Origin of the sequence: Pelomonas sp. Root1444, assembly GCF_001426885.1 — a bacterium.
In the GTDB taxonomy this organism is placed as follows: Bacteria; Pseudomonadota; Gammaproteobacteria; order Burkholderiales; family Burkholderiaceae_C; genus Pelomonas.
The window spans coordinates 274,708-297,655 of record NZ_LMFP01000028.1; the positions used below are offsets into that span (position 1 = coordinate 274,708).

Below are 22,948 nucleotides of genomic sequence, written 5' to 3' on the forward strand. Positions count from 1 at the left end.
TCATCCGCCTGTGATGGGTTGGATCAGGGTCAATGCGTCGCCGGGCTGGATCAGCGTCGTCTCGCGCCGCGCGCGCGGCAAGAAAGCGCCGTTCAGGGCGGTGGCGACGGCATCGGCCGCCCTGCCCTGTTCGGCCAGCAGTGTGGCGACGCTGAGGTCCGGTCGCCAGGGGCGGGGTTCGTTGTTGAGGGTGAATTCAGACATGCTCGATGACCTTCTCGACCAGCGCCGGTGCCAGCAGCCAGCCATGGCGGAACAGGCCGTTGATGCGCATCAGGCCGGGCTCGTGATCGATGCGCGGCCGGTGGTCGGGCAGCGCCGGCCGCAGATTGGTTTCCATGTGGACGATGCGCGCCTCGGCCAGGCCGGGCAGCACGCTGTGCGCCGCGGCCATCAGCTCGACGGCACTGCGCAGGCTGACGGGCGAGCGGTCCTCGCTCTCGATCTCCGATGCGCCGACGACGATGACGTCGCCCGGCCGCGGCACGAGGTAGACGCGATGGCGCGGATGCATCAGACGCGCCGGCCGGTGCAATGCGACGCCCGGCGCATGCAGCCACACGATCTCGCCGCGCACGCCGCGCAGCGTGGGCAGGTCGGGCTTGGCACCGAGGCCGCGCGCGTCGATGACGAGGTCGGCGTCGAGGCGCCGGCCGTCGTCGAGTTCGAGGCGATGCGGCTGCACGACGGTGGCGCGACGGCCCCATTGCCAGTCGACATCCGGCGCCTGCTCGGCCAGCGCCGCCAGCAGTCGGTGCGGCAACACCTGGCCTTCGCCCGGCAGCCACCAGGCCTTGAGGTCGGGCGCCAGCGCGGGCTCCAGCATCTGCAGCGCGGCGCGGTTCAGAGGCTCGGGGCCGTCGCTGAGCCGCGCGAGCACGCGCCGCGCCGCGCCGACGTCGCTGCCGTGGGCCAGCAGCAGGCTGCCGTCGGTCTTCACGAGGCCGAGCTGGCCCAGCGCGGCGGCAATCGCCGGCCACAGCTGCAGCGAGCGCCAGCCCAGCGCCACGACATCGGGCTCGGCATGCTCCTGCTCGGCCAGCGGGCTCAGCATGCCGGCCGCCGTGAAGGCTGCCGCGCCGGGCTCAGCGGGCCCGGCCGCAGGGTCGACGACGCTGACGCGATGCCCCGCCCGCGCGAGCTGCCAGGCCAGCAGCCGGCCCATGACGCCGGCGCCTGCGATGGCGACGGTGGCCATCAGGCTTTGGCGATGGGGATGTAGAGCTCGCCGCCAGCGGCGCGGAATTCAGCGGACTTGCGCGCCATGCCGTCGGCCACCACGTCGGCCGCCTCCAGACCCTGGGCCGCCGCGTACTCGCGCACGTCCTGCGTGATCTTCATCGAGCAGAACTTCGGCCCGCACATCGAACAGAAGTGCGCCTCCTTGGACGAATCCTTGGGCAGCGTCTCGTCGTGATAGTCGCGCGCCGTGTCGGGGTCCAGGCCGAGAGCGAACTGGTCGTTCCAGCGGAACTCGAAGCGCGCCTTGCTCATCGCGTCGTCGCGGGCGCGGGCGCCGGGGTGGCCCTTGGCGATGTCGGCCGCGTGGGCGGCGATCTTGTAGGCGATGAGGCCCTGCTTCACGTCGTCGCGGTCGGGCAGGCCCAGGTGCTCCTTGGGCGTCACGTAGCAGAGCATGGCCGTGCCCATCCAGCCGATCATGGCCGCGCCTATGGCCGAGGCGATGTGGTCGTAGCCGGGCGCGATGTCGATGGTCAGCGGGCCCAGCGTGTAGAACGGCGCCTCGTGGCAGTGCTTCAACTGCTCGGCCATGTTGGCCTGGATCAGGTGCATGGGCACGTGGCCGGGGCCTTCGATCATGGTCTGCACGTCGTGCTTCCAGGCCACCTTCGTCAGCTCGCCCAGCGTCTTCAGCTCGGCGAACTGAGCCTCGTCGTTGGCGTCGGCGCCACTGCCGGGGCGCAGGCCGTCGCCGAGCGAGAAGGTCACGTCGTAGGCCTTCATGATTTCGCAGATCTCTTCGAAGTGCGTGTACAGGAAGTTCTCGCGGTGATGCGTGATGCACCACTTGGCCAGGATGGAGCCGCCGCGCGACACGATGCCCGTGCGGCGCTTGGTCGTCATCGGGATGAAGGGCAGGCGCAGGCCGGCGTGGATGGTGAAGTAGTCGACGCCCTGCTCGGCCTGCTCGATCAGCGTGTCGCGGAAGATGGCCCAGGTCAGGTCCTCGGCGACGCCGCCCACCTTTTCGAGTGCCTGGTAGATGGGCACGGTGCCGATGGGCACGGGCGAGTTGCGCACGATCCAGTCGCGCGTCGTGTGGATGTTGCGGCCGGTGGAGAGGTCCATCACCGTGTCCGCGCCCCAGCGGATGCTCCACACGAGCTTCTCCACCTCTTCCTCGATGCTGGACGTGACGGCCGAGTTGCCGATGTTGGCGTTGACCTTGACGAGGAAGTTGCGGCCGATGATGGTCGGCTCCAGCTCCGTGTGGTTGATGTTGGCGGGGATGACTGCGCGGCCGCGGGCCACCTCGTCGCGAACGAACTCGGGCGTGATGATGTCGGGAATGGCTGCGCCCAGCGAATCGCCACGGAGGCGCTGCTCGCGCTCCGCGTCGCTCAGGTACTCGCGCATCCATTCGCGCCTGCCGTTCTCGCGCAGCGCGACGAACTCCATCTCCGGCGTGACGATGCCGCGGCGGGCATAGTGCAGCTGGCTGACGTTGGCGCCCGCCTGGGCCCGGCGCGGCGCGCGCTGCAGGGCCGCGGCCTCGGCGCGCAGCGTGGCGATGCGCTCGTTGTCCTCCTTGCCGCCGTCGTCCAGCGCGACGCGCGTGCGGCCCGTGTAGGTCTCGGTGTCGGCACGGTCGCCGACCCAGCTCGAACGAATGGGCGGCAGGCCGCGCCGCACGTCAATCTGCGCCTCGGGGTCGGTATAGGGGCCCGAGGTGTCGTGGACGACGACGGTCTCGCCATTGGTCAGCGCGATCGCGCGCATGGGCACCGCCACATCGGGCCGGCTGCCGGTCACATAGACCTTGGACGAGGCCGGGAACGGCTCGCGCGTCAGCGACAGGCGTTCATCGAGCGAGAGGGCTTTATCGGGGGCGTTCATGGCGGTCTCCTGGAGCGGTGGGTCGGTTGCTCCAAGGCCGCCTTGAGGTGCGCGGCGAGAGGGGGTCTCGCCTGCACGCCGCGAGGCATGCGCTCTCCTTACGCCGGTATTAGCCGGTTCAAGTTCACGGGTTCAGTCCTTCAACTGTCTCAGCGTCTGGGCGCGGCTTTCGCCAGGCCCGGGCACCCCGGAGCGGGGGCGATTGTGCTTGTCATTTCGCGCGCTTGGCAAGGCCGAGCGACAACGCAAGCATCGCTACGGCGATGGCGAAGCTCGCCCCCAGCCCGCCGGCCGCGTAGACCGCCGCCATGGCCGATGCACCCGCGATGAGCCCCAGGTTGCGCGACAGCGTCAGCAGCCCGGACATCACGCCGCGCTGCTCGACCGCCACGCCAGCCATGACCGCCGTGTTGTTGGCAGCCTGGAAGAGTGCATAGCCCGGCGTGACGACGGCAAGCGGGCCGACATAGGCGACGGCGGACGGTGGCAGCACCGCGATGAACCCGCAGCCGAGCACCATCATCGCCAGGCCGAGCTGCGTCATGCGCCGGGTACCGAAGCGGTCCACCAGCCGGCCCGCCGGCACGCCGCTGAACGCCGACAACGCCGGGCCGACGGACATCAACGCGCCCACCGCCGCCGCCCCCAGGCTCAGCGCACCCCCAAGGTGGAAGGGGCCGACAACCAGCGTGGCCATCATGACGGTCGACACCAGCGCGTTCATCGCAAGGCCAGCGCCCAGCGCCGGGTCGCGCAGCCGCTCGAGCCGCACCAGCGGCGACGCGGCGCGGGCCTCCGTGCGAATGAAGAGCAGCAGGCCCGCTGCGGCGACGATGAGCAGGCCGGTGTGCTGCGTCATCCCCAGCGCAAAGAAAGCCAGCGTGAATGCCAGCCACAGCGTGCCCGGCACGTCGAACCGCGTCGCACCTCCCCGCTCCTGGTCGGCCGGCAAGCAGCGCCAGACCAGCAGGAGCGCGAGGCCACCCAGCGGCAGGTTGACGGCGAAGACGGCCGGCCAGCCCGAGAGGGCGATCAATGCGCCGCCCAGAGACGGCCCCAGCGCCGTGCCCGCGGCCGACATCGTGCCCAGCAACCCCATCGCGCGGCCGCTTGGCGCCTTCGCGAGGGCCGTGCCGACCATGGCCATCGACAAGGCCATCATGGCCGCGGCACCGGCGCCTTGCAGCGCGCGTGCGGCGACCAGCCAAGGCAGCGTCGGCGCCAGCACGCACAGCGCCGACGCTGCGGTGAACAGCGCGATGCCGGCCAGCAGCATGCGCCGCCGGCCCAGCAGGTCACCCAACCGGCCGGCGCCGACGATGAGGCTGGTCGTCGCCAGCAAATACGCCAACACCACCCACTGCACGTCGGCCAGGCCGGCGCCCAGCGACGCAGCCAGCGTGGGCAGCGCGACGTTGGCGCTGCTGACGGCCAGCGAGGGCAGCAAGGTGGCCAGCGCCAGGCTGGCGAGCATGGCGGCGGAGGGTGTGGTGGCCGAGGGTGCAAGGGTCGTGGTCGTCATGGCCCGCACCTTAAGCATTGGCCGGGCATGGCGGAAGACGCATCATCTGCACTTCATACCTGCACGAGACGCCATGCCAGACCCCGACCTCAACCTGCTGCTCACACTCGATGCCCTGCTGGCCGAGGGCAGCGTCGCTGGCGCTGCCCGGCGGTTGCGACTGAGCCCGTCCGCGATGAGCCGCTCGCTGGCGCGGCTGCGCGATGTGACGGGCGACCCGCTGCTGGTGCGCGCGGGGCGAGGCCTCGTGCCGTCACCCCGGGCGCTGGCGTTGCGCGAGCGCATCGGGCCACTGGTGCAGGAAGCGCAAGCGGCGCTGAGGCCGGCAGCGGCGCTGGACCTGGGCAGGTTGGAGCGTGAGTTCACGCTGCGCACGCGGGAAGGCTTCGTCGAGAACTTCGGCGCGGCGTTGCTGGCGCGGGTCGCGGCCGAGTCGCCCGGTGTGCGGCTGCGCTTCGTGCCCAAGCCGGACCGCGGCAGCGAGCCGCTGCGGGACGGCGGCGTCGACCTGGAGACCGGCGTCGTTGGCAGTTCGATCGGGCCGGAGCTGCGAGCCCAGGCGCTGTTCCGCGACCGCTTCGTCGCCGTCATCCGCCAAGGCCATGCGCTGGCGACCGGCAAGCTGACGGCCAAGCGCTACGCAGCGGGCCGGCATGTCGCCATCTCCCGGCGCGTCACGGCGGCAGGGCCGGTCGACGAAGCGTTGTCCGCCCTGGGACTGCACCGCGACATCGTCGTCACGGTGGCCGGGTTCTCGGAAGCCTTGGCGCTGGCGCGCGGCACGGACTTGATTGCGACGGTGCCCGAGCGGCACACCGGGCATCTGCGCGATGGCCTGGTGAGCGTGGACCTCCCGCTGGCGCTGCAGCCGTTCACCGTCTCGCTGCTGTGGCATCCGAGGATGGACGGGGATGCGGCGCATCGATGGCTGCGGGGTTGCGTGCGGGAGGCTTGCACCGGTTGATTCGCCGCAACAGGCCAGGATAGAGTGCGTCTTCACGCGTGAACACGTTAGGCCAATCAATAGACCAGGGAGGTCCAATGTCTCCAGTCACTCGAAAGCACATGCTTGTCGCTATGTTGGCAGGCTCCGGTGCTGTGGCGGTAATCGCAAATGCCGTCGCTGGTCGCTATGCGGTCGCGCTAGCTTTAACCGGGCTGGCTATGCTTGCCACTGGACTGCACAGTCAGTCCCTCAGCACTGAGTTTCGCCGTGCGCTGTTTGTAGCGTCTATTGCCGCTTCTGCCGCCTGTTGCGCACTCCTCGTCACGAGCTATGCCTAACCTGTTTTTCAAGCGGATGCCCGTGCAGGCTGCCCCGTACCTTCAACCTTGGGCAGCGGGATGACCGCCACCGTTCACCTGCTGCACGGCCTCCCGGGGTGCGGGAAGACGCGCTTCGCAAGCCAGCTTGCCGCCGAGCGGCGTTGCGTGCACCTCAGCCATGACGAGTGGGTGGTCCGGCTCTTTGGTGCCCGGCCCTCGCCCGCCCAAATCGAGGCCGTACGAGAGCCTGTCCACGCGATGCTTTGGACCTACACCTCGCGCATCGTCGGTGCCGGCAGCGACGTCGTCCTCGACTTCGGCTTCTGGACACGCGGCGAGCGGGACCGGGCGAGGGAGCAAGTGCGCAGGATGGGCGCAGCCCATCTGCTGTACACCTTCGAGTGCTCGCCCGACGTCGCATGGGAGCGGGTGAAGCAGCGGAACAGCCTCGATGCAGCGGCCTCGCTGCGCATCGACGAACAAACGTTCTGGCTTCTTGCCGATCGCATCGAACCGTTGGGGCCGGACGAAGCCCATATTCCGGTCCCTGAGTGACGCCGGCGTGGACCAACAAAAAGGGCCGGCCACCGAAGCAGCCGGCCCAGGCGCAGAAGCGCTCGAGGGAGAACTGACTATTCCTTGTCGGCAGGCATCGCCCCCGGCATGCCGTGCAGCGGCAGCGCGCCACCGCCCTGCTCTGCAGCCTTGGCCACCGGCTTCTTGTCGCGCACCAGGTAGCTGTACAGCACCGGCACCACCACCAGCGTCAGCAGCGTCGACGTGATGACGCCGCCGATGATGGCGCGACCCATGGGGGCCTGGATCTCGCCGCCGTCGTTCAGCGCGATGGCCATCGGCAGCATGCCGAAGACCATCGCCGCCGTCGTCATGATGATGGGGCGCATGCGGATCAGGCCGGCCTCGCGCAGCGCTTCGGCGACCGTCGCGCCGGCCTTGCGGGCGTGGTTGGCGAAGTCCACCAGCAGGATGGCGTTCTTGGTCACCAGGCCCATCAGCATGACCAGGCCGATCATCGAGAACACGTTCAGCGTCGAGCGCCACAACAGCAGCGCCAACATCACGCCGATCAGGGCCAGCGGCAGGCTGGCCATGATGGCGATGGGCTGCAGGAAGCTGCCGAACTGGCTGGCCAGCACGATGTAGATGAAGATGCCCGCCAGCGCCATGGCCGCGAGCAGACCGTTGAAGGCCTCGGCCTGCTGCTTGCCGGCGCCGTCCACCTTGAAGCTGGTGCCCGGGGGCAGCTGGGTGTTCTTGATGAGCTTCTGTACGTCGGCGTTGACGTCGCCGCCCGGGCGGCCCTGCACGCCGGCGAACACGGCCTCGCGGCGCTGCAGGTTCTCGCGGCGGATGACCTCGGGGTTGAAGACCGGCTCGATGGTGGCGACCTGGTCCAGCGTGATGGGCGCGCCGTCCTTCGAGAAGGCGACCGGCAGCTTGCTCATCTGCTCGATGCGCTCGCGCTGCTCGCGCGGCAGGCGCAGCAGCACCTCCACCTGGTTGCCGTCCGGCGTGGTCCAGTAGGTCGCGATCTCGCCGTTCACGTACGCGCGCAGCGACGAGGCGATCTGCGGTGCGGTCAGGCCCAGCTCGCGGATGGCCGAGTCCTTCAGGCGCACGGCGAAGGCCGGCAGGCCGGGCTTGACGGTCGTGTCCACGTCCACCGCACCGGGGATCTGCTTGATCTTCTCGACCAGATCCTTGGCGGCCTGCGTCAGCACCTCGGGGTCGCTGCCAAGGATGGTGATCCAGATCGGGCGGTCGAAACCGACGCTGACCTCGATGCCGGGGATCTTGGCGATGTCGGCGCGGATGGCGTCTTCCACTTCCTTCTGCGAGCGCTTGCGATCGCTGCGGTCGGTCAGCGTGATGTTCAGCGACGCCTGGTTGCGGCCGGTGGACAGGCCTTCGCCGGTGCTGCCCACGACGGTGGAGACGGTCTTGATCTCGGGGTAGGCCTTCAGGATCTCCTCGATCTGCGCCACCTTGGCACTGCCGCGCTCGATGCTGCTGGCCACCGGCATGCGCAGGTTGACCTGCGTGAAGCCGTTGTCGGTCTGCGGCACGAACTCGCTGCCGACCATCGGCGCGAGTGCGAGTGCGGCCACGAAGCTGGCGGCGGCGCCCCACATCACCAGCCCACGCGGCGTCAGCGTCGCGAAGCGCAGCACGCGCTTGGCAGCCCTGTCGCGCCGGCCGTCGGCGTCGAACGGATGGCCGTAGGCGGGAACCGGCGGCACGAAGACGCGGTAGCGGCGGCCGGAGAAGGCCCAGTCGATGGTGTTGGCGTACAGGTCGTGCAGGCGGTCCATGCCCCAGTCGGTGGCGCGGATCAGGTGGCCGATGACCGGCAAGTCGCGGATGCGCGTGCTCGGCGGGTCTCGCCAGACGGAGGACAGCATGGGGTCGAGCGTGAAGCTGACGAACAGGCTGACCAGCACGGCCACCGCGACGGTGATGCCGAAGGGGTAGAAGAACTTGCCGATGATGCCGCCCATGAAGGCGACCGGCACGAACACGGCACAGATGGCGAAGGTGGTCGCCATGACGGCCAGGCCGATCTCGTTGGTGCCGTCGAACGACGCGGTGCGGTGGTCCTTGCCCATGCCGACGTGGCGCACGATGTTCTCGCGCACGACGATGGCGTCGTCGATCAGCAGGCCGATGCACAAGGAGAGCGCCATCATCGTCATGAAATTCAGCGTGAAGCCGAAGGCGTGCACGGCGATGAAGCTGGAGATGACGGCGATGGGCAGCGTCAGCCCCGTGATGATGGTGGAGCGCCAGCTGTGCAGGAACAGGAAGACGATGGCCACCGTCAGCAGCGCGCCTTCGATCAGCGTGTGCTGCAGGCCGGTCAGCGAGCCCTTCACGAAGTCGCTGGCGGCATAGATCAGGCGCAGTTCCACGTCCTTGGGCAGCGTCTTGCGCAGCTCGTCCATCGCCTCCTTCACGGATTCGCCGGTCTTGACGATATTGGCGTCCTGTTGCTTGAAGACGTTGAAGCTCACGGCGGGTTGGCCGTTGATGCGGGCGATGCTGTCCTGCTCTCGTTCGCGCTCGACCAGCGTGCCCAGGTCGTTCAGCGTCAGCGCCAGGCTGCCGCGCCGGGCGACGACCATCTGCCCGAACGCCTTGGGGTCCTTCACGCGGCCTTCCACACGCAGGATGGCGTCGGAGGTCTGGTCGGACAGCAGGCCCACCGGCTGGTCGGCATTGGCCTCGGCCAGCGCCTTGGCGATCTCGGCCGGCGTCACGCCGTAGGCACGCAGCCGCATCGGGTCCAGGTCGATGCGCACCTCGCGGGTGGTCATGCCGCCGACGTCCACCTTGGCCACGCCCTCCACGCGGCCCAGCCGCTTGGAGACGATGAGGTCGGCCATCATGGACAGCTCGCGCGAACCGCGCGTGGGGCTCAGCAGCGCCATGACGACGACGGGCTGCGAGTTGTCGTTCTCGAAGCGCTGCACCGTAGGCGGCTTGGCGTCACGCGGGAACCGGGCCTGCGCGGCGGCGACGCGGTCGCGCAGGTCCTGCATCGCCCGGCCCATGTCGGCGTTCAGCGAAAACTCGACGCTGGCCTGCACGCGGCCTTCGAAGCTGCGCGACTGGATGCGTTCCACGCCGGCAATCGTGTTCAGCGCCTCTTCCAGCGGCTTGGCGATTTCACGCTCGACGGCCTCGGGCGAGGCACCGGGGTAGCGCACGTCCACCTGCGCGCCGGGGAAGGAGATGTCGGGCATCTGCTCGACGCCCAGCTTGGAATACGAAAACAGGCCCAGCACGCACAGGGCCACCATCACCATGGTCGCGAAGACCGGGTTCTGGATCGAAACGCGGGTCATCCACATGGCGCGGCCCTCACTGTTGCGCCGGCGCGGAGGCCGCGCTGGCGACCTTGGCCGACTTGGCCGCCACGATCTGCGCCGGGTCGCCCTCGCGCAGGTTGTCAAAGCGCGCAGCCAGCACCTGGGCGTCGGGCTTCAGGCCGTTCAGCACCTCGACGCGGCCTTCGCGGGCGTCGCTGCGGCCGGTCGTCACGATGCGGCGCACCAGGCTGCCGTTCTCGATCATCCAGACCTGTTCCTGACCGGAGTTGCGGCTGATGGCGGCGATGGGCACCGTCAGGCGCTGCGTGTCGTCGGCCAGCACCACCTGGGCGACGGCGTACTGGCCGGCGCGGTAGAGCTCCTTGGGGTTGTCCAGCACCAGCGTCACGCCGATGGAGCGCGTGCCGGGCTCGGCGGCCGGCGAGATGCGCGCGATCTTGGCCTCGACCGGCTGCTCCACACCCTCGACCTGCACCTTGACGGGCATACCCGGTTGCAGGCGGCTCACTTCGTGGGTCCCCACCAGGCCGGCCAGCTCCAGCTTGGACAGGTCCACGATGGTCAGGATCTGCTGCTCCGCGGCCAGCTTCTCGCCCGGCACGGCATGGCGCTTGGCGACGACGCCGTTGATGGGCGACACCAAACCGGCCTGGCGCATCGTCACCTGGCTGGTGTCCAGCTGGGCCTTGGCTGCCTGCCAGTTGGCGCGCGCTGATTCATAGGCCGCACGCGAGCTGTCCAGCGCCGTCTGGGCGATGAAGTTGCGGGCCGCGAGGCCTTCGTTGGTCTTGAAGGTGCGTTCGGCCTGCTCCATCTGGGCACGCATGGCCTCGACGCTGGCGCCGCGCTCGGCGATGCGGTAGCGCAGTTCTTCCAGGTCGACCTGGCCGAGCGCCTGGCCGGCCTTCACGCGGCTGCCCTCGCCCACCGCCAGGTTCAGCAGCGTGCCGTTGGACTTCGCGCGCACGATGACCGTGCTCGGTGCGACCAGTGGGCCGCTGAATTCGATCTGGGCCGGCATGGCCGTGACCACCGGCTTGACGACCTCGCTGGCGACGAACTCCAGCGCCGTCTTGGGCTTCTCGCCCGGCTTCTTGGGACCGTCGCCCTTGCTGGCCATGACCGCCACGCCCGCGCCGCCAATCACCAGCACGACCGCAGCGATGCCACCCAATTTCCAGGACTTGCGCATGACTCCCCCAAAGGCTCTCTGATACAGACCTTTGCAGTCTAGAAACAGAGCCATCCCGGCGCAGCGGCGGTGTGACGAAACGCGGTTTGCGGGGGCTGAGCTGCACCCGCCTGCGATCAGCCTGGCGTCATGCGCGGCGGTGATGGGGCCGGATGTCGCGCTTGCGGCGCAGCATCTGGTGGTCGGCGCGCTCCACCAGTTCGAAGGCCGTCGCGGCCTCGTCCGGCCGAGACGTCGCGACGCCCATCGAGGCGCCGACCGACACCACGGTGCCCGAGGCCAGCCGGACCGGCCGCTCGATGGATGCGCCCAGTCGCTGGAGGATGGCGTCCCACTCGCCAGGCTCGAGCGCCGTGAGCAGCACGACGAACTCGTCGCCGCCGATGCGCGCCACCGTGTCGGCAGGCCGCACGCCCGCCACGAGGCGGCGCGCCACCTCGGCCAGCAGCTGGTCGCCCGCGTCATGCCCATGGGTGTCGTTGACAGCCTTGAAGCCGTCGAGGTCGAGATAGCCGATGGCCACATGCTTGTGCTCGCGCGCGGCGACGGCCAGCGCCTGCTCGATGCGGTCGTAGAGCAGCGCACGGTTGGGCAGTTGCGTCAGCGCGTCGTGGAAGGCGGCGTGGGCCAGCGCCTCGTGCGCCGCCTTCGTGGCCGTCACGTCGATCGCCATCACGAAGATCTCGGTGTCCGACAGCCGGGCCGCGCCGAAATCGATCCAGACCGCCTCGCCGCCCTTGCGCCGCATGCGCAGCTCGGCCCGGTACTGCGCCTGGGTCTCGAGCGCGGTATAGAGCTCACGCCCCATGGCCTCGTAGGTGTCGTCGTCGGAGTACAGCCCCCGGGCCGGCAGGCCGTCCAGTTCTCCCGCGCCGTAGCCGAAGATGCGCGCGACCGCGCGGTTGTGCCATGTGATGACACGGCCGGCGATCCTGGCGATGCCCACCAGGTCGGACTCCAGGATGGCGGACTGCTCCTTCAGCAGCCGGCGGACCTGGGTCACGTCGCGCCCGGTGGAGAACACCAGCAGTTCGCCGGCGATCTCGGCCACGCTCATGTGCAGCTCGACGTCGATGACCTGGCCATCGTCGCGGCGGTGCTGCACGTCCACCCGCTGGCGGTCGCCCGCCTTGACCTTCGCCAGCCAGGCCGCGATCGCTGCCTCGTTCTGGTTCGCGTCCCAACTCGAGACATGGCGGCCGAGCAGGCGTTCGCGGGTCGATCTCAGCATCTCCGCGAAGGAGTCACTCATCTCGATGAGCCGGCCGCGGCGGTCGATGATGTGGATGCCATCGGCGGCGACGCGCAGCAGCGCCCGCAATCGCTGGCTCTGGTCTGCCAGTGCGCCCATGGCGCGGTGGCGCCGCTCGTCCGCCCGGTAGACCGCCCACGACGCCACGGCGCAGAGCAACCACACCAGCGCTGCCAGCGCGCCGACCGTCGCGGCCTGGGCCCGCCACGGGCTCAGGAAGCGCTCGTTGCTGACGCCCGCATAGACGACGAACGGCCAGGCGTCCATCGCCCTGTAGGTGGTCGTGCGCATTTCGCCATCCACCGCCACACGCGAGCTGAAACTCCCCTCGCGCGGATTGGCGCTCACCTGCGACAGCAGTTCCTGCGACACCGCGGTATCGCCCACCTCGCCCTGGGCGGCGCTACCGGGTGAAACGCGCGCCACGAGCCGGCGGTCGTCCCGCCGCAGGGTGATCGCATCCAGCGGCTCCAGCCGGTAGCGGCCGAACAGTTGGCGGAAATGTTCGGCGTTGACGCTGACGTAGATGACGCCGGCGAATCGACCCTCGCGCTGGAGCGGTCGCACGAAGGCCAGGACCCAGTTGCCCGACACGCGGGATCGCAGCGGCCCGGCGACGATGGTGCGCGGCTGCGGCGCGTCACGGGCCTGCTGGAAGTAGTCCCGGTCGGCCACCTGCGTCGGTGCGCCGGCCGGCAACGCCGTGCCCCAGCGCACCTGGCCTTGCGCGTCCGTGAGACGGAAGGCCTCGATGTCGCGCAGCAGGCGGTAGCGTGACTGGAGCACCTCGTTCAACAGCGCGTCCGACGCCCCGCCGCCCGCCAGCTGCCGCTCGACCTCCGCGGCCGTCGCCTGGATGACCGCATCGATGCGGTCCATCTCGCCCTCGACGTTGAGCTTGGCGACAGCGGCCAGGCCGGCCGACACGTCGCGCGCCTGGTCTTCGTAGGAGTGCCGGGAGGCTGAAAGCACCTGCCAGACCATGGCACCGAGCAGCAGTGCGATCGCCGCATTGGCCAACGTGATCCATCTGCCGACCCGCCGCCTGGCGCGTGCGCTGCGGTCGACGAAGGCCTGGGGATCCGTCAGCGGCATGGCGAAATGACCCCACCGCCCCGCTCTGGCGCCATCAAGCCGGGCGGGCGCCGGGAATGGGCTCGATGGGCAGTTTCACATCGCCACACTGCGCACGGTGGCGAAGGGCGTGGTCCATCAGCACCAGGGCCAACATGGCCTCGGCGATGGGCGTGGCGCGGATGCCGACGCAGGGGTCGTGGCGGCCGAAGGTTTCCACCGTGGCCGGGTTGCCCGCGCGGTCGATGCTGGCCTTGGGGCTGCGGATGGAGCTGGTCGGCTTGATCGCGATGCTCGCGACGATGTCCTGGCCGGTGGAGATGCCACCCAGCATGCCGCCCGAGTTGTTGCTGGCGAAGCCTTCGCGGCTCAGCTCGTCGCCATGCTCGGTGCCCTTCTGCGCGACCACGCCGAAGCCGGCGCCGATCTCCACGCCCTTGACGGCGTTGATGCCCATCAACGCGTAGGCGATGTCGGCGTCCAGCTTGTCGAACAGCGGCTCGCCCAGGCCGACCGGCACACCGGTGGCCTCGACGCGGATGCGCGCGCCGACCGAGTCGCCCGCCTTGCGCAGGGCGTCCATGTAGGCCTCCAGCGCTTCGATCTTGCTGGCGTTGGCGGCGAAGAAGGGGTTCTGGCCGACATGCTCCCAGCCCTCGAACGGGATCTCGACTTCGCCCAGCTGCGTCATGCAGCCGCGGAACTCGGTGCCGTAGGCCTCGCGCAGCCATTTGCGCGCCACCGCGCCCGCGCCCACCATCGGCGCCGTCAGCCGCGCAGACGAGCGGCCGCCACCGCGCGGGTCGCGCACGCCGTACTTGCGCCAGTAGGTGTAGTCGGCGTGGCCGGGGCGGAAGGTATCGAGGATGTTCCCGTAGTCCTTGCTGCGCTGGTCGGTGTTCTTGATCAGCAGGCAGATCGGCGTGCCGGTCGTGACGCCTTCATAGACGCCGGACAGGATCTCGACCGCGTCGGGCTCGTTGCGCTGGGTGACGTGGCGGCTGGTGCCCGGGCGGCGGCGGTCCAGCTCGGGCTGGATGTCGGCCTCGCTGAGCGCCATGCCGGGTGGGCAGCCATCGATGACGCAGCCGATGGCCGGGCCGTGGCTTTCGCCGAAATTGGTGACGCGAAAGAGTTCGCCGAAGGTGCTGCCTGCCATCCGGCGATTCTAGGAGGAGCCTCCAAGCAAAAGCGGCCCCGCAAGGCCGCCTTCATGCGTTGCGAACCAGCGACTCAAAGCTTGGACTCGGGCTCCGCCTCGTTCTCTTCCACCGGCCAGTCGCGGATGTAAGCCTTGAGCATGCGGTTCTCGAAGTCCTGGCTGTCCACCACCGCCTTGGCCACGTCGTACAGCGAGATCACGCCCATCAGCGTCTTGCCGTTCATGACCGGCATGTAGCGGGCGTGCCGGCCCAGCATCATGCGGCGCACCTCGTCGATCTCGGTCTCCGGCGTGCAGGTCAGCGGCGCGTCGTCCATGACCGTGCGCACGATGGTCGTGCCGACCGCGCCGTTGTTCTTCACGACGGCCTGGATGACCTCGCGGAAGGTCAGCATGCCCACCAGATCACCATGCTCCATGACGACCAGCGAACCGATGTCGCGCTCGGCCATCACGGCGATGGAATCCTTCAGCAGCTCGTCGGGCGTGACGGTGAACAAGGTGCCACCTTTGACACGCAGGATATCGACGACTTTCATAGGGACCTCCATGGGAAAACGCCCAGTCAACATAGCACACAATCTCCACGCACCCACACCATGAAAAACACCATGCCCGGCTTCGACACGCTCGCCTTGCATGCCGGCGCCGTGCCCGACCCGGCCACCGGCGCGCGGGCCACGCCGCTGTACCTGAGCACCTCCTTCGTCTTCGAGAACAGCGAGCACGCGGCCTCGCTGTTCAACATGGAGCGCGCCGGCCACGTCTACAGCCGGCTCTCCAACCCGACGACCGCCGTCTTCGAGGAGCGCATGGCGGCGCTGGAGGGGGGCATCGGCGCCATCGCCACGGCCAGCGGCCAGGCCGCCCTGCACCTGGCCATCTGCACGCTGATGGGCGCCGGCGGCCATGTCGTCGCCAGCACCGCGCTGTATGGCGGCAGCCACAACCTGCTGCACTACACGCTGCGCCGGTTCGGCATAGAGACCACCTTCGTGAACCCGCGCGACCTGGGCGCCTGGCAGGCCGTCATACGACCGGAGACACGGCTGCTGTTCGGCGAGTCACTGGGCAACCCGGGGCTGGACGTGCTGGACATCCCGGCGGTGTCGGCCATCGCGCATGAGGCCGGCCTGCCACTGCTGGTGGATGCGACCTTCACGACGCCCTATCTGCAGCGCCCCGCCGAACTCGGGGCCGACCTGGTCTATCACTCGGCCACCAAATTCCTGTGCGGCCATGGCACGGTGGTCGGCGGCGTTCTGGTGGATGCCGGTTCGTTCGACTGGGACGCCGCACACGCGAAGAGCGGCCGCTTCGCGACGCTCTGCGAACCTTATGACGGCTTCCACGGCATGGTGTTCAGCGAGGAGAGCACCGTCGGCGCCTTCCTGCTGCGCGCCCGCCGCGAGGGCCTGCGCGACTTCGGCGCCTGCATGAGCCCGCACACCGCCTGGCTGATGCTGCAGGGGCTGGAGACGCTGCCGCTGCGCATGCAGCGGCATGTGGCCAATGCGCAGGCGGTGGCCGAGTTCCTGGCCGGGCATGAACTGGTCGACAAGGTTGGCTATCCAGGCCTGCCCACCCACCCGGATCACGCGCTGGCGCAGAAGCTGCTGCCGCGCGGCGCAGGCGCCGTGTTCTCTTTCGACCTGAAGGGCAGCCGCGAACAAGGCCGCGCCTTCATCGAGGCCTTGCGGCTGTTCTCCCACCTGGCCAACGTGGGCGACAGCAAGTCCCTTGTCATCCACCCGGCCAGCACCACCCACTTCCGCATGGACGACGCGGCACTGCGCAGCGCCGGCATCGGTCCGGGCACCATCCGCCTGTCCGTCGGGCTGGAAGATCCGGCCGACCTGATCGACGACCTGAAGCGGGCGCTCAAGGTGGCGGCGAAGTCATGAAGCTCACCGTCGACTCGCACGAGGCCTATGCCTACACCGGCGGCAAGCCGTTCGACCCCGCCCTGCCCTGCGTCGTCTTCATCCACGGCGCGCTGAACGATCACAGCGTCTGGACGCTGCTGGCGCGCTGGTGCGCCCACCATGGCCACGCCGTGCTGGCGGTGGACCTCCCCGGCCACGGCCGCAGCGCCGGTGCGCCCTTGCCCAGCATCGAGGCGTCAGGCCAGTGGCTGCACCGGCTGCTGGACGCCGCCGGCGTGGCCAAGGCGGCGCTGGTCGGGCACAGCATGGGCTCGCTGATCGCACTGGAAGCCGCCGAGCGCGCCACGGCGCTGGTCATGGTGGGCACCGCCTACCCGATGAAGGTGTCTGACGCGCTGCTGGCGACGGCCCGCGAGCGCCCGGAGGCGGCCATCGAGATGGTCACGGCCTTCTCACATTCGCTGGCCAGCGCCAAGCCCAGCTTCCCAGGCCCCGGTGCCTGGCTGCGCGGCGGCTCCACGGCGCTGAAGCGCCGCATCCAGGCGCGCCAGCCGGCGCTCAACCTCTTCGAGCACGATTTCAAGCTGTGCGACGCCTACGCCAGCGCCGAGGCGGCGGCCGCGCGAGTCGCCTGCCCGGTGACCCTCATCCTCGGCGCAATGGACCAGATGACGTCGCCTAGGCAAACGGCCTCGCTCGAAGCCTGGCTGAAACCGCGCGTGCACCGCCTGCCCGCCGGCCACGAGATCATGGCCGAGGCGCCGGACGCGACGCTGGCCGCGCTGCGCCAAGCGCTGTCGGCCCAGGGATAGCGCCTCTTGCCGAAGGCCCAGCCAAGCGCTTGAATCCACGCATGGCCACCGAACGCTTCCGCCGCTTCGCCGACTTCTACCCCTTCTACCTGCGCGAGCACGCCGACCGCCGCAACCGGCGGCTGCACTTCATCGGCTCGACGCTGGTGCTGCTGTGCCTGTGGCAGTTGTTCGCGACGGGGAACGCCGTCTGGGTGCTCAACGCGCTGCTGTGCGGTTACGGCTTCGCGTGGATCGGCCATTTCTTCTTCGAGAAGAACCGCCCGGCGACCTTCAAGTACCCGCTCTACAGCTTCATCGGCGACTGGGTGATGTACCGCGACATGTGGATGGGCAAGATTCGCTTCTAACGCGCCGCCAGCGCCAGCACGGTCGCCGCTTCCAGCGTGCCGGTCAGCGGCAGCCCCTCCCGCATCTGCCAGGCCAGGATGGCATTGCGCAGGCCGGCGCCGAACAGCGCGTCGGCCCGCACGTCGAAGCCGTGCTCGCTGAGCCCCACCTGCACCAGGCGTACATCCAGCCCCTTGAGCATGGGCTGCTGCAACGCCAGCGGTCGGCTGCCGGGCAGAGGTCCGTCCCAGCAGCCGGGCGGCGAGCCGGACAGCGTGGCCATCGAGATCTCCTGGCCTTGCACCACCAGGGGCAGCTCCAGCGCCCAGGCGCCCAGGTCCATCAGGCGCTGCATGGTGTCCATGCGGTAGACGGTCTTGCGCAGCAGCGGGTTGCTGTGGTTGGCCAGCCAGCTGCGCCGCTCCTCGACGTAGCGCCTGAGCCAGTCGCGCTCGCCGGCCTGCCCGGGGCTGCCGATGGCCGCCAGCGTGCGGTCGCGCAGCAGGGCCCACGAGCCATGCACCTGGCTGTCGTACACCACGGCCAGGCCCAGCGGCAGGCGCAGCCCGACGCGGGCCGCCGCGCGTTCCGCGGCCTGCCAGTAGATTTCGTCGAAGAAGCGGTCCTGGACATCGCGCATCACCGGGTCGTCGGCGGAGGCGCGCAGGAAGTTCTTGAGCAGCTCATCGCCGTCCAGCGCCACGTCGAGCGCCTGCAGCCGCGGCAGGTAGGCGACCAGCCGCGAAGCCCAACGCGCCGCGGGGTTGGCGACATAGCGCTCCACCAGCTTGGCCAGATTGCCGGACCCCAGGCTGGTTTGCGAGCGCCCGAAGCTCAGATGGCCCGCGTCGCCCGCCAGCACGGTGACGCGGCCGTAGTCCCCCAGCACCTGGCTGGTCTCGAACAGGTTGATGATGGCCTGAGCGGTGCGCTGCTGGATGCCGGTCAACGGCGCAGCCGGCAGCGCGGCGAGCGTGGCGGTGACAGCGGCCGGCGGCGGCGGGGCGGCAGACGCGGCCATGCCCTCGAGGCGCGGATCGAAGAAGCTCAGCTCGCAGCGCCCCGGCTTGTTGGGGATGGGCTGGCAGCCTTGCACGACGAAGCCGAGGCTGCGCGTGAAGGCGGCCTCGGCATCGCAGCGGATGCAGGCCACCTCGCGGGTCATGACGTTGGGCATCAGGGCTCCTTCGTTCAGCGGCCGGCAAATGCGCAGACGAACTCACGGTGGCGCCGCAGCAGCTCGCTTCGCGCCGCATCCGTCTCGTCGTCGCGCGCCACGTAGCTCGCATACAGGGCGCGCGCCTCGGCTGGCGGCTTGGTGCCCAGCGTGGCCACCAGGTTGGGGTCGTCCTTCTTGAACAGTCCCAGCACGCGGACGTTCTTCCACACGCGCGGCAGGTCGCCGTCCGGCAGGGCCGACACGCAACTGAGGATGGACAGCGCGGAGCGGCTTTGGTCCAGCGCCTCGAAGCGGCGGCTCAGCAGGCTGCGCACGGTGGCCTGGCCCGCCATGGCGTCGGCGGCCAGGCCGGTGGCGAAGTACTGCGTCACGTTGAGGCCGGCCTTGTCCCGCGACGCCGCCTCGACGTCGTTTTGTATCGTGGCCAGCACCGACGGGAATTGCCCTTCGGTGATGGGGATGACGCTGATCTCGCGGCGCTTGTAGCCGAGCGTGAACGCGTCCGTCGCGCTGTTGGCGCCAAAGCCGAGCTTCAGGCCAAGCGTCGTGCCGGTGTTGAAGAACATCACCTGGTGCGGCCCGTTGAGCGACGGCGGCGGCAGCGCCGTGCCCTGGGCGGCGGTCGCGATCTCGGCGGCGCGGCCGGTCGCGTACACCTGCTGCACTTCCCGGTCCAGCAGTTTGCCGTTGGTCGCGAAACTGGCCACCACCGGGGGCACGGCACCGTTGTCGAAGCGCGGGCCGATGTAGCCCTCGAACCGGTCATAGCCGATCTGGGCGACCGCGGGCTGGGAGCTGACGTCGACGCCCAGCGACGTCTTGGTGATGAAGGTCACGCTGTTGCTGGCGCAGCCGCCCAACAGCCCGGTCAGACCCATGACAAGGATTGCGTGGCGCATGTTCATGTCAGTCGACTCCATCCAGGGTCTGAGGTGAGCGCGGCACGCGAACCAGGCTGTGGTTGCGCACGCTGCCCAACGTCTGGTCGCTGTAGCCCAGCGTGACAGCCTGGCCCAAGGGGCCGCTGGTCAGCGTGACGCCGACGCTGCGCGTGCGCACCAGGTCGGCGGCCTTGTCGGCGCCCTTGCTGGCAGGCAGGGTCATCCAGACCAACCCCGCCACATGCGTGCGGCCGGCTTCATCGATCCGTGTGACCGCACAGCCCTGCAGCGCGACGGCGGCCGCAAGCAGAGCGGCCCGTGCCGAACAGGTCAGGAGTTCACGGCGGTCCATGGCGCGTTGTAGGCGCCTGGGAGGAAATCAGCATCCACAAGAGTGCTGAGCCCGATGGGGCCGAGGACCGCGGCGGGAGGGCCGCGTCAGTTGCGCCAGGCGACGCCGATGGCGGCCCCGGAGCCGCTGCGCTTCTCGACGAGCGGGCTGTCCGCCGCCGGGCCGAGCTGGCGGCTGGCACCGGCACCGCCGAAGACGAACCAGTGCTTGGACAGCGCGTGCTTGAAGTTGATGCCGGCATGCACGTCGCGCAGGCCCGCGCCCGGCTCGTAGGCCGGCTTGCCGCTGCTGGCCACGGCCGAGACCGGCACGCCGAAATAGCTGCGCATGTTCTGGCGGTTGGCGGCGGCGATGCCCAGGCCGGTGGTCCACTCCGTCGTCTCGCTGCGGTAGAAGCGCCAGCCGGTGTCCAGGCTGATCGTCAGGCCGCCCTGGCGGCCGAGCACGTCCTGCGAGGCGGAGGCGCCGACGTTCCAGTCCTTGGTCAGGCTGTAGTTGGCATAGAGCCTGGCACGCAGCGTGCGCCTGACGTTGGGCAGGCCGCGGGTCGTGCTGGCGTCGTCGCTGTCGCGGCCGCCGTCCACGCTGGCGGAGATGCCCAGGCGCCAGCGGTCCGTGTCGATCAGTTGGGTGCTTGCCCCAGCACCCGCGCCGTCTCGGCCAAAACCGAGCAACGCACTGCCGCCGCCGGTGGTGATGCGCACGCGGCCCAGCTTGGCGGCCCACACCGGCTTGAGCTTGGTCTCACGCGCACGGGCGCCTTCGTACTCAGGGCCGGTGGCGAGCGAGACGCCGAGCAGGTAGCGCGCCGGTGGGCTTTCGGGCGGATCGTCTCGCGGCGTCGTCGACTCGGCCCAGCATGGCAGGGCTGCGGCAAGGGCTACAGCGGCGAGAGCGACTCTCATGCAGGCCAGCCTACCAGCGCGGCGGTGCCGCGTCTTGTCAGCCGAGCTTCAGTTCATGTGTCAGATGCGACAGCATGTCGTCAACCATCGCGTCGAGGTCGTACTGCAGCCGCCACCCCCAATCGGCCTGCGCCGCGGCGTCGTCGATGCGCTGCGGCCAGCTGGCCGCGATGGCCTGGCGGAAGTCGGGCACGCAGTCCATCGTGAACTGGGGCAGCTTGCGACGGATGCTGGCCGCAATCTGCTCCGGCGTGAAGCTGACGCCGGCCAGGTTGTAGCTGCCGCGCTGCTTGACCTGCTCCGCTGGCGCATTCATCAGCTCGATGGTGGCGCGCAGCGCATCCGGCATGTACATCATCGGCAAGGCCTGACCCGCCTCCAGGAAGCAGGTGTAGCGCCCCTCCTTCAGCGCCGCATGGAAGATCTCGACCGCGTAGTCCGTCGTGCCGCCACCCGGTGGCGTCTTCCAGCTGATGAGGCCGGGGTAGCGCAGGCTGCGCACATCCACGCCATGCTTGGCGTGGTACCAGGCGCACCAGCGCTCGCCGGCGAGCTTGCTGATGCCGTAGACCGTGGTCGGGTCCATCACGGTGGTCTGCGGCGTGTCGACGGCGGGCGTGTTGGGGCCGAAGGCCGCGATCGAGCTCGGCCAGAAGACCTTGTCGAGCTTCTCGTGCCGGGCGAGCTCCAGCACATTGAGCAGGCCCTTCATGTTCAGGTCCCAGGCCCACATCGGGTGCTTTTCGCCGTTGGCCGACAACGCGGCGGCGAGGTGGTAGACCTGCGTGATGTGGTGGCGCTTGACGATGGCCGCAAGCGCGCTGGCCTCGGTGACGTCCAGCATCTCGTGCTGCAGCGACGGCACGCGGCCCTGGGGGCTGAGGTCGCTGGTGATGACGGCCTCGGCGCCGTGCAGCCTGGCCAGTTCGGTGGCCAGCTCGGTGCCGATCTGGCCGTTGGCACCAATGATGAGGATGCGGGTCTCGCTGGTCATTTGACGATCCCGAGTTCGCGGCCGGCCTGGGCGAAGGCGGCGACGGCCTTCTCCAGATGCTCGCGCTCATGCACGGCCGACACCTGCACGCGGATGCGCGCCTGGCCCTTGGACACGACGGGGAAGAAGAAGCCCACCGCGTAGATGCCCAGTTCCAGGATGCGCTTGCTCAGCGCCTGTGCCTTCACGGCGTCGTAGACCATGATGGGCACGATGGGGTGGGTGCCGGGCTTGATCTCGAAACCGGCGGCCTGGATGGCCTCGCGGAAGTACACGGTGTTGGCCTCGATCTTGTCGCGCAGGGCGGTGGAGCCTTCCAGCAGGTCCAGCACGGCCAGCGACGCACCAGCGATGCTGGGCGCCAGCGTGTTGCTGAAGAGATAGGGCCGCGAGCGCTGGCGCAGCAGTTCGACAACCTCCTTGCGCGCGGCCGTGAACCCGCCCGAAGCACCGCCGAGTGCCTTGCCGAAGGTGCCGGTGATGATGTCGATCTTGCCGAACACGCCCCGATGCTCGGCGGTGCCGCGGCCGGTTCGGCCCATGAAGCCGCTGGCATGGCATTCGTCGATGCCCAGCAGCGCGTCGTAGCGGTCGCACAGCGCGCGGATCTTGTCGAGCTGGGCGATGGTGCCGTCCATCGAGAAGACGCCATCGGTGAACACCAGCGTGAAGCGGGCGCCTTTCTCCTTGGCTTCCTTCAGGCAGCGCTCCAGGTCGCCGAGGTTGTTGTGCTCGTAGCGGTAGCGCTGCGCCTTGCACAGGCGGATGCCGTCGATGATGGACGCGTGGTTCAGCGCGTCGCTGATGACGGCATCCTGCTCGCCCAGCAGCGGCTCGAACAGGCCGCCGTTGGCGTCGAACGCGGCGGCGTAGAGGATGGCGTCCTCGCAGCCGACGAAGCGGGCGATGCGCGCCTCCAACTCCTTGTGCAGATCCTGCGTGCCGCAGATGAAACGCACCGACGACAGGCCGAAGCCGTGCGTGCGCAGCGCTTCATGCGCCGCTTCGATGACCCGGGGGTGCGACGACAGGCCCAGGTAGTTGTTGGCGCACAGGTTGATGACCTCGCGGCCGTCGGTCGTCTTCACGACGGCGCCCTGCGGCGTCGTGATGACGCGCTCCGCCTTGAACAGGCCGGCGGCGCGGATGCCGTCCAGCTCGGACTGGAGGTGTTGGTAGAAGGCTTGGCTCATGGCGCCGCTCCTGGTGCA

General features: G+C 69.4%; 20 protein-coding genes and 1 riboswitch. Of the genes, 5 read left to right on the forward strand and 15 right to left on the reverse strand.

Going from position 1 to position 22,948, the window contains the following annotated elements; genetic code table 11:
• From thiS to ASD35_RS19040, 4 genes are all read right to left on the reverse strand, one after another.
• The gene (gene thiS / locus ASD35_RS19025; RefSeq protein ID WP_056876536.1) at positions 1-204 is read right to left on the reverse strand and encodes a sulfur carrier protein ThiS; all 204 of its coding nucleotides are present in this window, start codon (positions 202-204) and stop codon (positions 1-3) included.
• A complete protein-coding gene (locus ASD35_RS19030; protein WP_056876537.1) occupies positions 197-1,198 on the reverse strand; it encodes an FAD-dependent oxidoreductase in 1,002 nt (333 codons plus the stop codon). The genes thiS and ASD35_RS19030 overlap by 8 nt, the downstream gene beginning before the upstream one ends.
• Positions 1,198-3,078, reverse strand: a complete 1,881-nt coding sequence (thiC, locus tag ASD35_RS19035) for a phosphomethylpyrimidine synthase ThiC (RefSeq protein WP_056876538.1) — start codon at positions 3,076-3,078, stop codon at positions 1,198-1,200. The genes ASD35_RS19030 and thiC overlap by 1 nt, the downstream gene beginning before the upstream one ends.
• Positions 3,079-3,156: 78 nt before the next feature.
• A riboswitch (TPP riboswitch) is annotated at positions 3,157-3,278 on the reverse strand.
• Between the two features lie 11 nt (positions 3,279-3,289).
• Entirely contained in the window at positions 3,290-4,600 is a 1,311-nt protein-coding gene (locus ASD35_RS19040) for an MFS transporter (RefSeq protein WP_056876539.1), read from the reverse strand.
• A gap of 73 nt (positions 4,601-4,673) precedes the next feature.
• Between ASD35_RS19040 and ASD35_RS19045 the strand changes: the two genes are divergently transcribed.
• Positions 4,674-5,564 carry a LysR family transcriptional regulator gene (locus ASD35_RS19045; RefSeq protein WP_056876540.1) on the forward strand — a complete coding sequence of 297 codons (891 nt, stop codon included), beginning with the start codon at positions 4,674-4,676 and terminating at the stop codon, positions 5,562-5,564.
• Between the two features lie 380 nt (positions 5,565-5,944).
• A complete protein-coding gene (locus ASD35_RS19050) occupies positions 5,945-6,421 on the forward strand; it encodes an ATP-binding protein (protein ID WP_056876541.1) in 477 nt (158 codons plus the stop codon).
• 77 nt (positions 6,422-6,498) lie between these two features.
• Here the strand turns inward: ASD35_RS19050 and ASD35_RS19055 are convergent, their stop codons facing one another.
• From ASD35_RS19055 to ASD35_RS19075, 5 genes are all read right to left on the reverse strand, one after another.
• The gene (locus ASD35_RS19055; protein WP_056876542.1) at positions 6,499-9,738 is read right to left on the reverse strand and encodes an efflux RND transporter permease subunit; all 3,240 of its coding nucleotides are present in this window, start codon (positions 9,736-9,738) and stop codon (positions 6,499-6,501) included.
• A gap of 10 nt (positions 9,739-9,748) precedes the next feature.
• Complete coding sequence (locus ASD35_RS19060) at positions 9,749-10,909, reverse strand: efflux RND transporter periplasmic adaptor subunit (RefSeq protein WP_056876543.1); 1,161 nt, start codon at positions 10,907-10,909, stop codon at positions 9,749-9,751.
• A gap of 127 nt (positions 10,910-11,036) precedes the next feature.
• Entirely contained in the window at positions 11,037-13,256 is a 2,220-nt protein-coding gene (locus ASD35_RS19065; RefSeq protein WP_056876544.1) for a diguanylate cyclase domain-containing protein, read from the reverse strand.
• A gap of 34 nt (positions 13,257-13,290) precedes the next feature.
• Positions 13,291-14,394, reverse strand: coding sequence for a chorismate synthase (aroC, locus tag ASD35_RS19070; protein ID WP_056876545.1), 1,104 nt, complete (start codon positions 14,392-14,394; stop codon positions 13,291-13,293).
• A gap of 74 nt (positions 14,395-14,468) precedes the next feature.
• Positions 14,469-14,936, reverse strand: coding sequence for a CBS domain-containing protein (locus ASD35_RS19075; RefSeq protein ID WP_056876546.1), 468 nt, complete (start codon positions 14,934-14,936; stop codon positions 14,469-14,471).
• Between the two features lie 60 nt (positions 14,937-14,996).
• On the opposite strand from ASD35_RS19075, the gene ASD35_RS19080 reads away from it, so the two are divergent.
• Genes ASD35_RS19080 through ASD35_RS19090 form a run of 3 tightly spaced genes read left to right on the forward strand, consistent with a single transcriptional unit; the run spans position 14,997 to position 17,445 of the window.
• The gene (locus tag ASD35_RS19080) at positions 14,997-16,301 is read left to right on the forward strand and encodes an O-acetylhomoserine aminocarboxypropyltransferase (protein WP_056876547.1); all 1,305 of its coding nucleotides are present in this window, start codon (positions 14,997-14,999) and stop codon (positions 16,299-16,301) included.
• Complete coding sequence (locus ASD35_RS19085) at positions 16,298-17,095, forward strand: alpha/beta fold hydrolase (RefSeq protein WP_056876548.1); 798 nt, start codon at positions 16,298-16,300, stop codon at positions 17,093-17,095. Before ASD35_RS19080 ends, ASD35_RS19085 begins: the two co-directional genes overlap by 4 nt.
• Before the next feature lie 41 nt (positions 17,096-17,136).
• Positions 17,137-17,445: a DUF962 domain-containing protein gene (locus tag ASD35_RS19090; protein WP_056876549.1), complete on the forward strand. Its 309-nt coding sequence runs from the start codon at positions 17,137-17,139 to the stop codon at positions 17,443-17,445.
• On the opposite strand, the gene ASD35_RS19095 is transcribed toward ASD35_RS19090, so the two are convergent.
• The 6 genes from ASD35_RS19095 to kbl form a co-directional block, all read right to left on the reverse strand.
• Positions 17,442-18,602, reverse strand: a complete 1,161-nt coding sequence (locus tag ASD35_RS19095; protein WP_200956075.1) for a peptidoglycan-binding protein — start codon at positions 18,600-18,602, stop codon at positions 17,442-17,444. The genes ASD35_RS19090 and ASD35_RS19095 overlap by 4 nt on opposite strands.
• 14 nt (positions 18,603-18,616) lie before the next feature.
• On the reverse strand, positions 18,617-19,510 hold the full coding sequence (locus ASD35_RS19100; RefSeq protein WP_056876550.1) for a hypothetical protein: 894 nt from the start codon (positions 19,508-19,510) through the stop codon (positions 18,617-18,619).
• Position 19,511: 1 nt separating this feature from the next.
• Entirely contained in the window at positions 19,512-19,838 is a 327-nt protein-coding gene (locus ASD35_RS19105) for a hypothetical protein (protein WP_056876551.1), read from the reverse strand.
• Between the two features lie 86 nt (positions 19,839-19,924).
• Positions 19,925-20,743: a MipA/OmpV family protein gene (locus ASD35_RS19110; RefSeq protein ID WP_056876552.1), complete on the reverse strand. Its 819-nt coding sequence runs from the start codon at positions 20,741-20,743 to the stop codon at positions 19,925-19,927.
• 37 nt (positions 20,744-20,780) lie between these two features.
• Entirely contained in the window at positions 20,781-21,737 is a 957-nt protein-coding gene (locus ASD35_RS19115; protein WP_056876553.1) for an NAD-dependent epimerase/dehydratase family protein, read from the reverse strand.
• The gene (gene kbl / locus ASD35_RS19120; RefSeq protein WP_056876554.1) at positions 21,734-22,930 is read right to left on the reverse strand and encodes a glycine C-acetyltransferase; all 1,197 of its coding nucleotides are present in this window, start codon (positions 22,928-22,930) and stop codon (positions 21,734-21,736) included. The genes ASD35_RS19115 and kbl overlap by 4 nt, the downstream gene beginning before the upstream one ends.
• Between the last annotated feature and the right edge of the window lie 18 nt (positions 22,931-22,948).

What these genes read in the sequence shown, in the direction of transcription:
- ASD35_RS19105 (WP_056876551.1), bottom strand. Translation starts at nt 19,838, where the DNA reads ATGGACCGCCGTGAACTCCTGACCTGTTCGGCACGGGCCGCTCTGCTT.
- ASD35_RS19110 (WP_056876552.1), bottom strand. Translation starts at nt 20,743, where the DNA reads ATGAGAGTCGCTCTCGCCGCTGTAGCCCTTGCCGCAGCCCTGCCATGC.
- ASD35_RS19065 (WP_056876544.1), bottom strand. Translation starts at nt 13,256, where the DNA reads ATGCCGCTGACGGATCCCCAGGCCTTCGTCGACCGCAGCGCACGCGCC.
- kbl (WP_056876554.1), bottom strand. Translation starts at nt 22,930, where the DNA reads ATGAGCCAAGCCTTCTACCAACACCTCCAGTCCGAGCTGGACGGCATC.
- ASD35_RS19100 (WP_056876550.1), bottom strand. Translation starts at nt 19,510, where the DNA reads ATGAACATGCGCCACGCAATCCTTGTCATGGGTCTGACCGGGCTGTTG.
- ASD35_RS19030 (WP_056876537.1), bottom strand. Translation starts at nt 1,198, where the DNA reads ATGGCCACCGTCGCCATCGCAGGCGCCGGCGTCATGGGCCGGCTGCTG.
- thiS (WP_056876536.1), bottom strand. Translation starts at nt 204, where the DNA reads ATGTCTGAATTCACCCTCAACAACGAACCCCGCCCCTGGCGACCGGAC.
- ASD35_RS19055 (WP_056876542.1), bottom strand. Translation starts at nt 9,738, where the DNA reads ATGTGGATGACCCGCGTTTCGATCCAGAACCCGGTCTTCGCGACCATG.
- ASD35_RS19095 (WP_200956075.1), bottom strand. Translation starts at nt 18,602, where the DNA reads ATGCCCAACGTCATGACCCGCGAGGTGGCCTGCATCCGCTGCGATGCC.
- ASD35_RS19040 (WP_056876539.1), bottom strand. Translation starts at nt 4,600, where the DNA reads ATGACGACCACGACCCTTGCACCCTCGGCCACCACACCCTCCGCCGCC.
- ASD35_RS19080 (WP_056876547.1), top strand. Translation starts at nt 14,997, where the DNA reads ATGAAAAACACCATGCCCGGCTTCGACACGCTCGCCTTGCATGCCGGC.
- ASD35_RS19075 (WP_056876546.1), bottom strand. Translation starts at nt 14,936, where the DNA reads ATGAAAGTCGTCGATATCCTGCGTGTCAAAGGTGGCACCTTGTTCACC.
- ASD35_RS19050 (WP_056876541.1), top strand. Translation starts at nt 5,945, where the DNA reads ATGACCGCCACCGTTCACCTGCTGCACGGCCTCCCGGGGTGCGGGAAG.
- aroC (WP_056876545.1), bottom strand. Translation starts at nt 14,394, where the DNA reads ATGGCAGGCAGCACCTTCGGCGAACTCTTTCGCGTCACCAATTTCGGC.
- thiC (WP_056876538.1), bottom strand. Translation starts at nt 3,078, where the DNA reads ATGAACGCCCCCGATAAAGCCCTCTCGCTCGATGAACGCCTGTCGCTG.
- ASD35_RS19115 (WP_056876553.1), bottom strand. Translation starts at nt 21,737, where the DNA reads ATGACCAGCGAGACCCGCATCCTCATCATTGGTGCCAACGGCCAGATC.
- ASD35_RS19090 (WP_056876549.1), top strand. Translation starts at nt 17,137, where the DNA reads ATGGCCACCGAACGCTTCCGCCGCTTCGCCGACTTCTACCCCTTCTAC.
- ASD35_RS19085 (WP_056876548.1), top strand. Translation starts at nt 16,298, where the DNA reads ATGAAGCTCACCGTCGACTCGCACGAGGCCTATGCCTACACCGGCGGC.
- ASD35_RS19060 (WP_056876543.1), bottom strand. Translation starts at nt 10,909, where the DNA reads ATGCGCAAGTCCTGGAAATTGGGTGGCATCGCTGCGGTCGTGCTGGTG.
- ASD35_RS19045 (WP_056876540.1), top strand. Translation starts at nt 4,674, where the DNA reads ATGCCAGACCCCGACCTCAACCTGCTGCTCACACTCGATGCCCTGCTG.